The 13,566-nt window shown below is 65.5% G+C and carries 13 protein-coding genes; 10 read left to right on the top strand and 3 right to left on the bottom strand.

Features of this window, described 5'->3' with window-relative positions; genetic code table 11:
• Window positions 1-50 precede the first annotated feature (50 nt).
• The 3 genes from parC to HOP59_RS09870 all read left to right on the top strand — a co-directional run bounded on the left by parC (window position 51) and on the right by HOP59_RS09870 (window position 3,864).
• Window positions 51-2,303 carry a DNA topoisomerase IV subunit A gene (gene parC, locus HOP59_RS09860; RefSeq protein WP_234253838.1) on the top strand — a complete coding sequence of 751 codons (2,253 nt, stop codon included), beginning with the start codon at window positions 51-53 and terminating at the stop codon, window positions 2,301-2,303.
• Window positions 2,300-3,520: a phosphoserine phosphatase SerB gene (gene serB, locus HOP59_RS09865; RefSeq protein ID WP_234253842.1), complete on the top strand. Its 1,221-nt coding sequence runs from the start codon at window positions 2,300-2,302 to the stop codon at window positions 3,518-3,520. The genes parC and serB overlap by 4 nt, the downstream gene beginning before the upstream one ends.
• Before the next feature lie 83 nt (window positions 3,521-3,603).
• Complete coding sequence (locus HOP59_RS09870; protein WP_086511902.1) at window positions 3,604-3,864, top strand: TIGR02647 family protein; 261 nt, start codon at window positions 3,604-3,606, stop codon at window positions 3,862-3,864.
• Window positions 3,865-3,949: 85 nt separating this feature from the next.
• Here the strand turns inward: HOP59_RS09870 and HOP59_RS09875 are convergent, their stop codons facing one another.
• Window positions 3,950-4,804, bottom strand: a complete 855-nt coding sequence (locus tag HOP59_RS09875; RefSeq protein WP_234253845.1) for an SDR family oxidoreductase — start codon at window positions 4,802-4,804, stop codon at window positions 3,950-3,952.
• Window positions 4,805-5,037: 233 nt separating this feature from the next.
• Here HOP59_RS09875 and HOP59_RS09880 point away from each other — a divergent pair, with 233 nt between their 5' ends.
• The 5 genes from HOP59_RS09880 to leuA all read left to right on the top strand — a co-directional run bounded on the left by HOP59_RS09880 (window position 5,038) and on the right by leuA (window position 9,400).
• Entirely contained in the window at window positions 5,038-5,868 is an 831-nt protein-coding gene (locus tag HOP59_RS09880) for an ion transporter (protein ID WP_234253847.1), read from the top strand.
• A 90-nt stretch (window positions 5,869-5,958) separates the two neighbouring features.
• Complete coding sequence (locus HOP59_RS09885; protein WP_234253849.1) at window positions 5,959-7,002, top strand: M4 family metallopeptidase; 1,044 nt, start codon at window positions 5,959-5,961, stop codon at window positions 7,000-7,002.
• A complete protein-coding gene (locus HOP59_RS09890; protein ID WP_234253851.1) occupies window positions 6,999-7,346 on the top strand; it encodes a protealysin inhibitor emfourin in 348 nt (115 codons plus the stop codon). The genes HOP59_RS09885 and HOP59_RS09890 overlap by 4 nt, the downstream gene beginning before the upstream one ends.
• 145 nt (window positions 7,347-7,491) lie before the next feature.
• The gene (locus HOP59_RS09895; protein ID WP_234253853.1) at window positions 7,492-7,638 is read left to right on the top strand and encodes a hypothetical protein; all 147 of its coding nucleotides are present in this window, start codon (window positions 7,492-7,494) and stop codon (window positions 7,636-7,638) included.
• 46 nt (window positions 7,639-7,684) lie between these two features.
• Window positions 7,685-9,400: a 2-isopropylmalate synthase gene (gene leuA / locus HOP59_RS09900; RefSeq protein WP_234253855.1), complete on the top strand. Its 1,716-nt coding sequence runs from the start codon at window positions 7,685-7,687 to the stop codon at window positions 9,398-9,400.
• A 141-nt stretch (window positions 9,401-9,541) separates the two neighbouring features.
• Here the strand turns inward: leuA and epmB are convergent, their stop codons facing one another.
• Complete coding sequence (gene epmB, locus HOP59_RS09905) at window positions 9,542-10,588, bottom strand: EF-P beta-lysylation protein EpmB (RefSeq protein WP_234253857.1); 1,047 nt, start codon at window positions 10,586-10,588, stop codon at window positions 9,542-9,544.
• 104 nt (window positions 10,589-10,692) lie between these two features.
• Between epmB and efp the strand changes: the two genes are divergently transcribed.
• Window positions 10,693-11,259: an elongation factor P gene (efp, locus tag HOP59_RS09910; protein WP_010627305.1), complete on the top strand. Its 567-nt coding sequence runs from the start codon at window positions 10,693-10,695 to the stop codon at window positions 11,257-11,259.
• Window positions 11,260-11,450: 191 nt separating this feature from the next.
• The gene (gene epmA, locus HOP59_RS09915) at window positions 11,451-12,437 is read left to right on the top strand and encodes an EF-P lysine aminoacylase EpmA (protein WP_234253860.1); all 987 of its coding nucleotides are present in this window, start codon (window positions 11,451-11,453) and stop codon (window positions 12,435-12,437) included.
• A gap of 210 nt (window positions 12,438-12,647) precedes the next feature.
• On the opposite strand, the gene asd is transcribed toward epmA, so the two are convergent.
• Complete coding sequence (asd, locus tag HOP59_RS09920) at window positions 12,648-13,505, bottom strand: archaetidylserine decarboxylase (RefSeq protein ID WP_234253862.1); 858 nt, start codon at window positions 13,503-13,505, stop codon at window positions 12,648-12,650.
• Window positions 13,506-13,566: the final 61 nt, after the last annotated feature.

Below are 13,566 nucleotides of genomic sequence, written 5' to 3' on the forward strand. Positions count from 1 at the left end.
TAGCCGCGGCCGGAACGAGAGACATTGAACCCTGACCAAGGGCATATCGTATGACCATGGATATCCAGGTGGCGGAGGGCGACGTTGAGCGCCTCTCGCTGCGCGAATACACCGAGAAGGCGTACCTCGACTACTCGATGTACGTCATCCTCGACCGGGCGCTGCCCCACATCGGCGACGGCATGAAGCCGGTGCAGCGGCGCATCGTCTACGCCATGCGCGAGCTGGCGCTGAACGCCAGCGCCAAGTACAAGAAGTCGGCGCGTACCGTCGGCGACGTACTGGGCAAGTTCCACCCCCACGGCGACAGCGCCTGCTACGAGGCGATGGTGCTGATGGCGCAGCCGTTCAGCTACCGCTATCCGCTGGTGGATGGCCAGGGTAACTGGGGTAGCCCTGACGATCCCAAGTCGTTCGCGGCGATGCGCTATACAGAGTCGCGGCTCTCCAAGTTCGCCGAAGTCTTGCTCGCCGAGCTGGGCCAGGGCACCGTCGACTGGACCCCCAACTTCGACGGCACCATGAACGAGCCGGTGGTGTTGCCGGCACGCCTGCCCCACGTGCTGCTCAATGGCGGTACCGGCATCGCCGTGGGCATGGCCACCGACATCCCGCCACACAACGTGAATGAAGTGGTCGAGGCCACCTGTCACCTGCTGCGCAACCCCGAGGCCACCACCGCCGACCTGATGCAGCACCTGCCGGCCCCGGATTTCCCCACTGCGGCGGAGATCATCACCTCCCGCGACGACCTGCGTAAACTCTACGAGAGCGGGCGCGGCTCGGTGAAGCTGCGCGCTCGCTACACCCTGGAAGAGGGCAAGGTGGTGGTCACCGCCGTGCCCTATCAGGTCAGCGGGGCCAAGGTGCTCGAACAGATCGCCGCCCAGATGCAGGCCAAGAAGCTGCCCATGGTGGCCGACCTGCGTGACGAATCGACCCACGAGGAGCCGACCCGGCTGGTGATCGAACCGCGCTCCAACCGGGTCGACATCGAGGCGATGATGGCGCACCTGTTCGCCACCACCGATCTCGAAAAGAACATTCGCGTCAACCTCAACGTGATCGGTCTCGACGGCCGGCCGCGAGTGATGCCGCTGCCGGACATGCTCGGCGAATGGCTCACCTTCCGCCGCAAGACCGTGCGCCGGCGCCTGGAGCATCGCCTGGGCAAGGTCGAGGATCGCCTGCACATCCTCGAAGGCCTGCTGACCGCCTACCTCAACATCGACGAGGTGATCCGCATCATCCGCGAGGAGGACGAGCCCAAGAGCGCGCTGATGGCCGCCTTCGGTCTCTCCGACCGCCAGGCCGAGGCGATCCTCGAGCTGCGCCTGCGCCACCTGGCCAAGCTCGAGGAGATGAAGATCCGCGGCGAGCAGGACGCCCTCGAAGCCGAACGCAAGCGCCTCAAGGAGCTGCTCGGCAGCGAAGCCAAGCTCACCGACCTGATCGAGGAGGAGCTGCGCGAGGCGGCCCGTGAGCACGGCGATGAGCGCCGTTCACCCATCGTCGAGCGCGAGGAGGCCAAGGCGCTCTCCGAGGTCGAGCTGATGGGCGCCGACCCCATCACCGTGGTGCTCTCCGAGAAGGGCTGGATTCGTGCCGCCAAGGGCCACGAAATCGATCCGGAAGGTCTCTCCTACAAGTCCGGCGACCGCTTCGCTCTGGCCGGCCGCGGCAAGACCAACCAGCCGCTGGTGCTGCTCGACGACACCGGCCGTGCCTACACCCTGGCCGCCCACAACCTGCCCAGCGCCCGCAGCCAGGGCGAGCCGGTCACCAAGTGGGTTAACGTGGTGGCCGGTGCGCACATGGCCGGGCTGATGCTGGCCCCGCCAGAGAACCGCTACCTGCTGGCCAGCGATGGTGGCTACGGCTTCGTGGCCAAGCTCGAGGAGCTGATCGGCAAGAACAAGTCGGGCAAGGCGGTGCTATCGGTGCCCAAGGGCTGTCGCGTGATGGCGCCGGTGCGCGTGCCCGAAGGTGAGGACATCTGGGTGGCGGCGGTTTCCAACGAAGGGCGGCTGCTGCTGTTCCCGCTGGAGCAACTGCCCGAGCTGGCCAAGGGCAAGGGCAACAAGATGATCGATATTCCCGGCGCCCGCGCCGCGCGGCGTGAGGAACTGGTGCGTGACATCGCGCTGCTGCCTGCAGGAGGGTCACTGATCATTCATGCCGGCAAGCGGCATCTGACGCTGAAAGACGCCGAACTGGACTATTATCGCGGCGAGCGCGGTCGACGCGGCAGCAAGCTGCCTCGCGGCCTGCAGAAGGTCGACCGCCTGGAGTGTGGGGAATGACACGACGACTGCTGATACGCGCCACCGGCGCGGCACGACCCGGCCAACTGGCCGGCCTTGGCCAGGCCCTGGCGCGCAGCGGCGCACGGCTGCTCGACATCAACCAAAGCGTGACCTTCGGTATGGTCTCGCTGGAAGCCCTGGTCGGCCTCGAGCACGACAGCGACCTGGAAGGAGCCCTCAACGAGGCGGGTGACAGCCTGGGCCTCGACGTGCAGGCGATTCAGGTCAGCGCCGAGGACTATCAGCGCTGGAGCAGCCAGGCCAGCGAACCGCGCTTGATCTTGACGCTGCTGGCACCGCACCTGCCCGCCGGTATTCTGGCCGAGATGGGGGCTCTGACCGCCGAGCACGGCCTCACCGTGGAGCTGATCCATCGCCTCTCCAGCCGTGAGCCGCTGGATGGTGGCGTGCCGCGCTTCGGCTCCTGCGTCGAGTGCTGGCTGCGTGGCGAAGAGATCGATCTCGACAGCCTGCGCGAGAAGGCGCTGGCGCTGGGTGCTATGCACGGGGTCGATATCGCCATTCAGGAGGATTCGATCTGGCGCCGCCACCGTCGCCTGGTCTGCTTCGACATGGACTCGACCCTGATCCAGGCCGAGGTGATCGACGAGCTGGCCCGCCGGCATGGCGTCTACGAGGAGGTTGCGGCGGTCACCGAGCGGGCCATGCGCGGCGAGCTCGATTTCCAGCAGAGCTTCCGTGAGCGCATGGCCAAGCTCAAGGGCCTCGACGAAGCGGTGCTGGCCGAGATTGCCGAGGAACTGCCGCTGATGGATGGCGTCGAGCGGCTGATGAAGCACCTCAAGCGCCTGGGCTATCGTACCGCCATTCTCTCCGGTGGCTTCACCTACTTCGCCCGTCATCTGCAGGAGACGCTCGGCTTCGACGAGATTCACGCCAACGAGCTGGTGATCGAGAATGGCAAGGTCACCGGCGAGGTGCGCGAGCCGATCCTGGATGCCAGTCGCAAGGCCGAGTTGCTGCGCGAAATCGCCGCCCGAGAGGGACTCGCCATGGAGCAGACCATCGCCGTGGGCGATGGTGCCAACGATCTCAAGATGCTGGCCGCCGCCGGCCTCGGCATCGCCTTCCGTGCCAAGCCCCTGGTACGCAGCCAGGCGCGCCAGTCGATCTCGACGCTGGGCATCGACGCCGTGCTCTACCTGATGGGCTATCGCGAAGGGGATCTGGAAGACGACAGCCGCGCGGGCTGACCGTAAACGGGTAAAGCGCGGACACTGGTGAAGCCATGGGAAGTGGCGTACCTTCGAAGGACCCCATTGAATCGGAGGTCGCCATGGCCCAAGCGCATTTCTCCGCCGAGTTGCTGGACGAGCTGAACCTGCTCTGCCTGTACAACCTCGATACTACCCAGGCAGGCCTCAAGGTGCATGCCGGTAGCGCATCTCCCGGCGCTGTGGCCGCTGCCGAGCGGCTGTATGAGAAGGGATTGGTGACCCAGGCCGACGGTGGCTACCTCACCCCGCGCGGGCGCGAGGCCGCTCACCACGCCCAGGAACTCACCGGACTGCTGGATCCTGCCGAGCTGACCACCTGAGCGAACCACTCGGGCTGACCATTCTATCCGCCCAAAACGACGACGGCCGCCCATTCGGGCGGCCGTCGCGCGTCAGGTGCTCGGTTCAGGTATTCAACACCACACCGCCGTTCAGGTGCAGCGTCTGCCCGCTCATGTAGGAGGACTCCTCGCAGGCCAGGTAGACGTACGCTGGTCCCATCTCGGAGGGCTGTCCGGCACGGTTCATCGGCACCTGGCCGCCGAAGGAGGCGACCTTCTCGGCGTCGAAGCTGGCCGGAATCAGCGGCGTCCACACCGGCCCAGGGGCCACCGAATTGACGCGGATACCCTTCTCGGCCAGTGGCACCGCCAGCGAGCGCACCAGCCCCTGGATCGCGCCCTTGGTGGCGGTATAGTCGATCAGCGTCGGGTTGCCCTTGAAGGCGTTGATCGACGAGGTGCAGATGATGGTATCGCCCTCGCCCATGTGGGGCAGGGCCGCCTTGGTCAGGTAGAAGTGGCTGAACACGTTGGTCTGGAAGGTGCGCTGCAGTTGATCCGGGGGGATTTCGGTGATGTCGTCCCAGTCATACTGCTCGGCGGCGTTGTGCACCACGATGTTGAGCTTGCCGAATTCTGCCAGGGTCCTGTCGACGATCTCGTCGCAGAACGACGGCTCGCCCACGTCGCCCTTGAGTACCAGGCAGCGGCGCCCCTCGGCTTCCACGAGACGCTGGGTGTCGCGGGCGTCGGTGTCCTCTTCCAGGTGCACGATGACGCAGTCGGCACCCTCGCGGGCGTAGTGCACCGCCACGGCACGACCGATGCCGCTATCGCCGCCGGTAATGATCGCCACCTTGTCCTTGAGCTTGTCGGCGCCGCGGTAGCTCTCACGAATGTATTCCGGCTGCGGGTCCATCTTGTACTCGGCGCCGGGCTGGTGGGATTGCTCCTGTGGGGGTTGCTTCTCTTCGCTCATGTGCTGGACTCCTTTTCCCTTGCACGTGATGAATAGAAAGTAGGCGGGAGGATGGAAGCAGGACAAGGCGGGGAGCGTGAATAAAGGTTTCGTTGTCGTAACGTCCGGTGTTGCCATTCGCCGCGATGGGGCGTTGCGCGCTTCGTGCTCGTGATACCATCGCTGCGCCCGGCCGGCGGTCCGGCATGTGGCAACGGGTTGGAGTTTCACAGAGCGTGTTTCCGAGAATGTCCATGAGCGCTTCCTTCGATACCTGGCGCGAGCGCTTCGAGCGGCTGCGGGCCAACAAGATCTTCGAGCTCACGGTGATTGCGATCATCGTGCTTTCGGCCCTGCTGATCGGGGCGAGAACCTACGACGAGATCACCCATTTCCAGCAATGGTTGCGGGTGCTGGACGTGGCGGTCACGATCTTCTTCCTGGTGGAGATCCTCATCCGCATGGCGGCGGAGCGGCGTCTGACCGACTTCTTCAAGAAGGGCTGGAACGTCTTCGACTTTCTCATCGTCACCGCCAGCCTGATCCCCATGGACGACTCCGAGATGGTGCTGCTGGCGCGGCTGCTGCGCATCTTCCGCGTACTGCGACTGGTCTCGATGATTCCCGAGCTGCGCCTGCTGGTGGCGGCGCTGTTCAAGTCGATTCCGCGCATGGGCTACGTGGCGCTGCTGATGTTCATCATCTTCTACATCTACGCGGCCATCGGCAGCTTCCTGTTCCATGACGTCGACGAGCGGCTGTGGGGCAACATCTCGCTGGCCATGCTCACGCTGTTCCAGGTCGCCACCTTCGAGAGCTGGGCCACGGCGGTGCTCTATCCCACCATGGAGCACTACCCCTACGCCTGGATCTTCTTCCTCACCTTCATCTTTCTCAACGCCTTCATCTTCCTCAACATGATGATCGGCATCGTGCTCGACGTGATGCAGAAGGAGAGCATCCAGATCGAGCTGGAGAGCGGCGAGGGCGAAGCGGCGGAGCTGCACGGCCTGCGCAACGACGTACGTCAGCTGCGCGATCAGCTTTCACGCATGGAGGCGATGCTCGAGCGGCGCGAAAAATAGCGCTTCCGCTATGCTCAAATGAGCGGGCTCGGTGGCCGAGCCAAGTGGCAGAAACAAGTGGCAGAACGTCTGGCAGAAGGAGAGTAAGGGATGACCGACCATTCAGCCTCGGAGGCGCGCACCTTTCTGCCGCCTTATCTGCTCGAGCGCGTCGCCAGTAGCGGCTCGGCCCACCAGCGGGAGTGCGCTCGGCAGACCCTGCTTGCGGACGACCGCTTTCGCGCCCGGGCGGGCAGTGTGGCCCTGCCGCAGGGCAGCGCCCGGCGCGGCGAGCCGGCCCGCTACGTCCACTCCGCCGAGCAGCGCCAAGTGCTGCCCGGCAGGCTGGTGCGAAGCGAGGGGCAGGGGGAGAGCGGCGAACCCGCCGTCGACGAGGCGTATCGGGGCCTGGGAGCGACCTACCGGCTGTTCTGGGAGGTCTACGAACGGCACTCCATCGACGATGACGGCATGGCGCTGCTGGCCACGGTTCACTACGGTCGTGACTACGAGAACGCCTTCTGGGACGGCCGTCAGATGGTGTTCGGCGACGGTGATGGTGAGCTGTTCAACCGCTTCACCATCGCGCCGGACATCATTGCCCACGAGCTGACCCATGGCGTCATCCAGCACGAAGCCGCATTGGCCTATGCGGGGCAGTCCGGGGCGCTCAACGAGTCGCTGTGCGACGTGTTCGGCAGTCTGGTCAGGCAGCGTGAACTGGGGCAGAGCGTCGATGAGGCGGACTGGTTGATCGGCAAGGGGCTGTTCACCGAGCGGGTTGCCGGCCGCGCCCTGCGCTCCATGGCGAGGCCGGGCACTGCCTACGACGACCCGCTGCTGGGACGCGACCCGCAGCCCGATCACATGGAGGCTTTCGTGGTTACCGAAGCGGATCATGGCGGGGTGCACATCAACTCGGGCATTCCCAATCACGCCTTTCATCTCGTGGCCATGGCGCTGGGCGGTCATGCCTGGGAGCGGGCCGGACGGATCTGGTACGACACCCTCGTCGATCGCCGCCTGAGTCATGATAGCGACTTCGTCACCTTTGCCTCGCTGACCCATGACAACGCCGAGCGTCGTTACGGTGCCGCAAGCCGGGAAGCGACAGCGGTACGCGAAGGCTGGCGGCGCGTGGGAGTGTTGCCGTGAGCCAGCCGCCACCCCTGACGCCGGCCAGTGTGGTTTGGCTGCGCCGAGAGGGGGGCGTGGCGCATTTCCCCGGCCTGGCGCGCCCACGCTGTATCCGCTGTGCCCGCTACAGCGAGGCACAGCGTGACGAGCTCTGGCGCCTGCTGTCGAGTGCGGAAGCGGGGCGGGCAGCGGGGCGTGAAGAGGCGCAGGGTGCCGACCGGCGCCGCTTCTGCCTGAGCGTGGAGGATGCCGGCGGTGCTTCGCTCTGGAGCCTGACGGTGACCGAGGAAGCGCTCCCCGAGGGGCTGCTCGAGTGGTGGCGGCGGGCCGATGACGAAGCCAAAAACGAGGGCGACCCTTGACAAGCATCACGCAGGCTGATTTTCTAGAGAGCATGAACACGACATTCTGCTACCTCAGCCTGAACCTACGACTACTACCCGGCCTTTGAGAGTCGGGCGATGCGCTGCGCATCGCGTTTTTGTCCAGGTCAGTCGAGGTACCGAGATGTCAACCAACCGAATTGCTTTCCGCTACGTACGCCGTTTTGCCGTGACCGTATTTACCATGATGGTAAAGGGCCGCGTGCACCGTTCCGTCTATCGCCACGACGCCCCGGTATGCTCCATGCAGCCGGGGCGTCGTCGTTTCTGAATGCCGTCTGTCCGAATCAGAGCCGCCAGCTAGGGAGACCACCGCCATGATGCTCGACAACCCCGCCGCCAAGTACCACCCCTTCGTCGCCGTCGATCTGCCCGACCGACAGTGGCCGAACCGACGCATCGAGACGCCGCCGCTGTGGTGCAGCGTCGACCTGCGCGACGGCAACCAGGCGTTGATCGATCCCATGGATCAGGAGCGCAAGCAGCGCTTCTTCGACCTGCTGGTGAAAATCGGCTTCAAGGAGATCGAGGTCGGTTTCCCCTCGGCCTCGCAGACCGACTTCGACTTCGTGCGGGCTCTGATCGAGCAGAATAGGATTCCTGACGACGTCACCATCCAGGTGCTGACCCAGGCGCGTCCGCACCTGATCGAGCGCACCTTCGAGTCGCTCAAGGGCGCCAAGAACGCCATCGTGCACGTCTACAACGCCACCGACCCGGTGTTCCGCCGCGTGGTGTTCAACGTCAGCAAGGAGGAGTGCATCGGCATCGCGGTGGACGCCACCACCCAGATCCGCGAGCTGATGCAGGCGGCACCGGAAACCAACTGGACCTTCCAGTACTCGCCGGAGCTGTTCACCACCACCGAGATGGACTTTGCCAAGGAAGTGGTCGAGGCGGTGATGGAGGCCTACGGTGCCACGGCCGAGAAGCCGATGATCGTCAACCTGCCGGCCACGGTGGAGGCGGCCACGCCCAACAACTATGCCGATCAGGTCGAGTGGTTCTGTCGCAACGTCAAGAACCGCGATCACCTGATCGTCAGCGTGCATCCGCACAACGACCGCGGCACCGGCGTGGCGGCGGCGGAGCTCACCGTGATGGCCGGCGCCGACCGCGTCGAGGGCACGCTGTTCGGCAACGGCGAGCGTACCGGCAATGTCGATATCGTCACCCTGGCCATGAATCTCTACACCCAGGGCGTGCACCCGGGGCTCGATTTCTCCAACATCACGCCGATCATGCGTGAGGTGGAGTACTGCAACCAGTTGCCCGTGCATCCGCGCCACCCCTACGTGGGCGATCTGGTCTTCACCGCCTTCTCCGGCTCTCACCAAGATGCGATCAAGAAGGGCATGGCCGAGCGTCGCGCCAATCCGGAGGCCATGTGGGAGGTGCCCTACCTGCCCATCGACCCGCTGGACGTGGGGCGTAGCTACGAGGCGGTGATTCGCGTCAACAGCCAGTCGGGCAAGGGTGGGGTCTCCTACCTGCTGGAGCAGGAGCACGGTATCGAGCTGCCGCGCCGCCTCTCCATCGAGTTCAGCCAGGTGGTGCAGGAGGTGGCCGACCGTACCGGCAAGGAGATCACCTCGCAGATGATCTATCAGGCCTTTGCCGACGAGTACCTGGAGCGCACCTCACCCTATGCGCTGATCAACCATCGCCTCGCTTCCGAGGCCGATAGCCCGAGGGTCAAGCTCGAGGCTAACATCGACGAGCACGGCGAGCGGCGCGCCATCGGCGGCGAGGGCAACGGTCCGCTGGCGGCCTTCATCAAGGCTTTGGCGGCGGCTGGCCACGACGTGGAGATCATCGATTACCACGAGCACTCCCGCGGTCAGGGCTCCGACGCCGAGGCGATCGCCTACGTGGAGGTGCGCATCGACGGCAAGGCGGTGTTCGGTGTGGGCACCGACGAGAGCATCACCAGCGCCTCGATGAAAGCGGTGATGAGCGCCATCAACCGCCATGTCTCCAACCAGCCGGCGGCCGCCAATGTAACGGCGGAGAGCTTAGCAGACGTAAAGTAACCGCCCTGGCCTCGCAGCTTGATCGGCGACAGGTCTACGAGGAGGCGCTGTAAACCCATCCCTGGGCGCTACTTTTTCCTTCCCTGGAAAAATACCTCCTCTCCGACCTGTCCCCGACGCTGCTTGTGCCGTGGTTGTCGGCTACAGCGGCGTCTTGCTTGCCTCGCCGGGGATCTCCCTGACCAGGCGTGGCATCAGGAAGCCCGGCAGCACCTCCCGCAGGCCCGCGACCAGTTCGCGGGCCTCTTCGTCGGGCACGTCGAAATGCGCCGCGCCCGCCACCGGGTCGAGCACGTGCAGGTAGTAGGGCAGCACGCCGGCCTCGAACAACCGCTCCGAGAGCTCGGCCAGCGACGCCACCGAGTCGTTGATGCCACGCAGCAGCACGCTCTGGTTGAGCAGGGTGACCCCGGCCGCCTTCAGCCGTGCGCAGGCCTCGACCACCGCCTGATCGATCTCGTTGGCATGGTTGATGTGCAGCACCATCACCTTCTGCAGCCGCGTGTTGCCGAGCCAGCCGAGCAGGGCGTCATCGATGCGGTCCGGGATCACCACCGGCAGGCGGGTGTGAAGGCGCAGGCGCTTGAGGTGGGGAATCGCCTCGAGGCGCTCGACGAGCCAGGCCAACTGGCGGTCGCTGGCGGCCAGCGGGTCGCCGCCGGAGAGAATCGCCTCACGGATGCTCGAGTCGCTGCGCAGCGTGTCCAGCGAGCTCTCCCACTGCGCGCGAGAGGGGCTGTTGTCGTCGTAGGGAAAGTGGCGGCGGAAGCAGTAGCGGCAGTTCACCGCGCAGGCCGGGCTTGCGATCAGCAGCACGCGACCGGCGTATTTATGAATCAGCCCCGGCCCCGGCGTGTGCGCGGCCTCTTGCAGCGGATCGGTCACGTAGCCGGGTACGCTCTCGCTCTCGGCACTGAGAGGCAGCACCTGGCGCAGCAGGGGGTCGTGCGGGTCACCGGGACGCATTCGCGCCAGGAAGGCCTCGGGTACGCGCACCTCGAACAGGGCATGGCCGCCCTCGGCGCCGGGCAGCCAGGTGTCGTCCAGCCCCAGTCGGCGGCACAGCTCGCGTGGGTCTCGGACCGCCCGCGACAGCTGGGTCTGCCAGGGGCTCTGCAGCGTCAGAGGGGCAACGTCGGCGGGGGTCGATTCCGCTCTCTGCAAAAGGGCGGAGCTTCGGGTTATCATGCGGCACACCAGTCACAATGGGGCGAGGGCTCGAATCCTCGTCGATTCGGTACTTTTGCGCGCCCAGAGCCTGCTGCGGCGCGTCCGATCATTCGAGAGGTAACATGGCTAACTATTCTACCAACGAATTCAAGGGCGGTCTGAAGGTGATGTTGGACGGCGACCCCTGTGCGATCGTCGAGAACGAATTCGTCAAGCCGGGCAAGGGCCAGGCGTTCAACCGCGTGAAGCTGCGCAACCTGATCACCGGCCGCGTGTGGGAGCGCACCTTCAAGTCGGGCGAGAGCCTGGAAGGTGCCGACGTGGTGGACCTGGAGATGGAATATCTCTACACCGACGGCGACATGTGGCACTTCATGAAGACCGACGGCTCCTTCGAGCAGTACGCGGTGGAGAAGAAGGCGCTGGGCGATACCGCCAAGTGGCTCAAGGAGCAGGTGGTCTACACCGTGACCCTGTGGAACGACAATGCCATCAGCGTGACGCCGCCCAACTTCATCGAGCTGGAAGTGGTAGAGACCGACCCGGGCCTGAAGGGCGACACCGCCCAGGGCGGCTCCAAGCCGGCTACGCTCTCTTCCGGCGCCGTGGTGCGGGTGCCGCTGTTCATCAACCAGGGTGAAGTGCTGAAAGTCGATACTCGCTCCGGCGAGTATGTGTCGCGTGCTTGATTTTACCGGGACACGAGCGGCATAGGGGACAGGGCGCAGCGGACATCTTTTTCAGGGACGAAAAAGTTAGCGCCCAGGGATGGGTTCACAGCGTGTCCGTATAGCCCTGTCGCCGGCAAGCCGCGGTTCCACGCCGCCCAAAGTAGGCCACGCTGATTCGGCGTGGCCTTCATCGTTCTGGAGACCGTGTCATGGCAACTGACTGGCGCCCCACGGCGAGTATCGAGACGCTGCGCGAGCGGGCGCGGCTGCTGGCCGAGGTGCGGGGTTTCTTCGCTGCGCGCGGCGTGCTGGAGGTGGAGACGCCGGTGCTAGGCCACGGCGGCAGCACCGACGTGCACCTGGCTTCGCTGTCGCTCGAGGCGACGACGCCTGCCGGGCGCGAGCGGCTGTGGCTGCAGACTTCTCCCGAGTTTCATATGAAGCGACTGCTGGCCGCAGGCTCAGGGCCGATCTTTCAGCTGGCGCGCAGCTTCCGCGACGGCGAGGTGGGCAGCCGCCACAACGTCGAGTTCACCATGCTGGAGTGGTATCGCCCGGGCTTCTCCCTCGACGAGTTGATCGAGGAGACCGTGGCGCTAGTTCGTCAGGTGCTTGGTCCAGAACTGGGGGGTGAGGCGGGGTCGCTGCGCCGACGGCGCTACCGCGAGCTGTTCCGCGAGGGGCTGGGGTTCGATCCCTTCGGCATTGAGCTCGATGAGCTGCGGCGATTGGCCGGCGAGCGCGGCGGGCTCGACATGAGCGATGCCGCCCGCGACGACTGCCTCGACCTGCTGATGAGCCTGGCCATCGAGCCCACTCTGGGGCGCGATGGAATCGACGTGGTGGTGGACTACCCGGCGAGTCAGGCGGCCCTGGCACGGCGCCATCGCGACCCGGAGGACGGCGAGTGGGTCGCCTCGCGCTTCGAGGTCTATCTCGCCGGGCTGGAGCTCGCCAACGGCTACGACGAACTCACCGATGCCGACGAGCAGCGTTCACGCTTCGCCGAGGACAACGCCACCCGGCGACAACTGGGCCTGCCCGAAGTGGACATCGACCGGCGTCTGCTGGCGGCGCTGGAACACGGCATGCCGGCCGGCAGCGGCGTGGCGCTGGGCATCGACCGGCTGATTCAGCTGGCTCTAGGAAAAGCGAGCGTGGCGGAGGTGATGGCCTTTGCCACGCCCAATTGCTAGAACCACTGCACAACTGCCTGCGCGAGCGAATCGCTGCGTTGCGCGGTGCGCGGAATCCTCACATATACCCCATATGCTCCGGTTGACTCGCAGCCTTCGGCTACTCGCCCCTTCGGGGCCAGCCTACGGCTGTTTGTCGCTTCGCTCGGTTCTGTGCTCCGTGCGCCTTGCGCTTCATCTCGCTCGGCAATTTGTTCAGCGGTTCTGGGCCTAGACGAACTCCGGGCCAGGATCGGGCACCCCGCCCAGCGACTGACCCATGCTGACCTTGGTCTTGGGTGCCAGCGCGGCGTCGAAATCGACCTTGCCGCCGAAGGCCAGCACCACCGTGGAGCCGAGCTTGAAGCGGCCCATTTCCGCACCGCGCTCCAGGTGGATCGGCTGGTCGAAGCGGATGCGCTGTACCTGACCCGAGAGCGGCGTGACCTGACCGGCCCACACCGTCTCGATGGCGGCCACGATCATGGCGCCGACCAGCACCACGGCCATGGGGCCATGCTCGGTATCGAAGTGGCACACCAAGCGCTCGTTGCGGGCGAACAGGTTGGGCACGTGGTCGGTGGTGGCGGCGTTGACCGAGAACAGCCGACCCGGCACGTAGACCATCTCGGTCAGGGTGCCGGCCAGCGGCATGTGCACGCGGTGGTAATCCTTGGGCGAGAGGTAGACGTTGGCGTAGCTGCCGCCGCTGTAGCGCTTGGCTGCCTCGGCGTCGCCGCCCAGCAGGTCGATCATCGAGAAGCGGTGCCCCTTGGCCTGCAGCAGCTTGTCGGCCTCGACGGGGCCGAACTGGGACAGGTTGCCGTCGGCGGGGCACAGCAGGCCATCGCCCAGCGGGCGGGCGTCCGGCTTCAGCTCGCGGGTGAAGAAGTCGTTGAAAGTGGCGTAGGCGGTGGGATCCGGCTCGGCGGCTTCGCCCATGTCGACCTTGAAGACCTTGATGAAGGCGCGGATCAGCGCATTCTTGAGCCAGGCCACGCGGGTTTCGGCAAGGCAGCCCACCAGCCGCGAGAGCAGGTGATGGGGAATCGGATACTGAATCAGGGCGAAGAACTTGGCGAGAGACAAGGTAAGTCCATTCCATGCAGGCAAATTTTGCGCGGTCTGTGAGGCAGTGACGCGACCTTAT

It is taken from the genome of Billgrantia aerodenitrificans (genome assembly GCF_021404405.1).
Lineage (GTDB): Bacteria > Pseudomonadota > Gammaproteobacteria > Pseudomonadales > Halomonadaceae > Halomonas > Halomonas aerodenitrificans.

Excerpts from the sequence above, each read along its gene's own strand:
- parC (WP_234253838.1), top strand. The coding sequence starts at position 51 with ATGACCATGGATATCCAGGTGGCGGAGGGCGACGTTGAGCGCCTCTCG.
- serB (WP_234253842.1), top strand. The coding sequence starts at position 2,300 with ATGACACGACGACTGCTGATACGCGCCACCGGCGCGGCACGACCCGGC.
- HOP59_RS09870 (WP_086511902.1), top strand. The coding sequence starts at position 3,604 with ATGGCCCAAGCGCATTTCTCCGCCGAGTTGCTGGACGAGCTGAACCTG.
- HOP59_RS09875 (WP_234253845.1), bottom strand. The coding sequence starts at position 4,804 with ATGAGCGAAGAGAAGCAACCCCCACAGGAGCAATCCCACCAGCCCGGC.
- HOP59_RS09880 (WP_234253847.1), top strand. The coding sequence starts at position 5,038 with ATGAGCGCTTCCTTCGATACCTGGCGCGAGCGCTTCGAGCGGCTGCGG.
- HOP59_RS09885 (WP_234253849.1), top strand. The coding sequence starts at position 5,959 with ATGACCGACCATTCAGCCTCGGAGGCGCGCACCTTTCTGCCGCCTTAT.
- HOP59_RS09895 (WP_234253853.1), top strand. The coding sequence starts at position 7,492 with ATGTCAACCAACCGAATTGCTTTCCGCTACGTACGCCGTTTTGCCGTG.
- leuA (WP_234253855.1), top strand. The coding sequence starts at position 7,685 with ATGATGCTCGACAACCCCGCCGCCAAGTACCACCCCTTCGTCGCCGTC.
- epmB (WP_234253857.1), bottom strand. The coding sequence starts at position 10,588 with ATGATAACCCGAAGCTCCGCCCTTTTGCAGAGAGCGGAATCGACCCCC.
- efp (WP_010627305.1), top strand. The coding sequence starts at position 10,693 with ATGGCTAACTATTCTACCAACGAATTCAAGGGCGGTCTGAAGGTGATG.
- epmA (WP_234253860.1), top strand. The coding sequence starts at position 11,451 with ATGGCAACTGACTGGCGCCCCACGGCGAGTATCGAGACGCTGCGCGAG.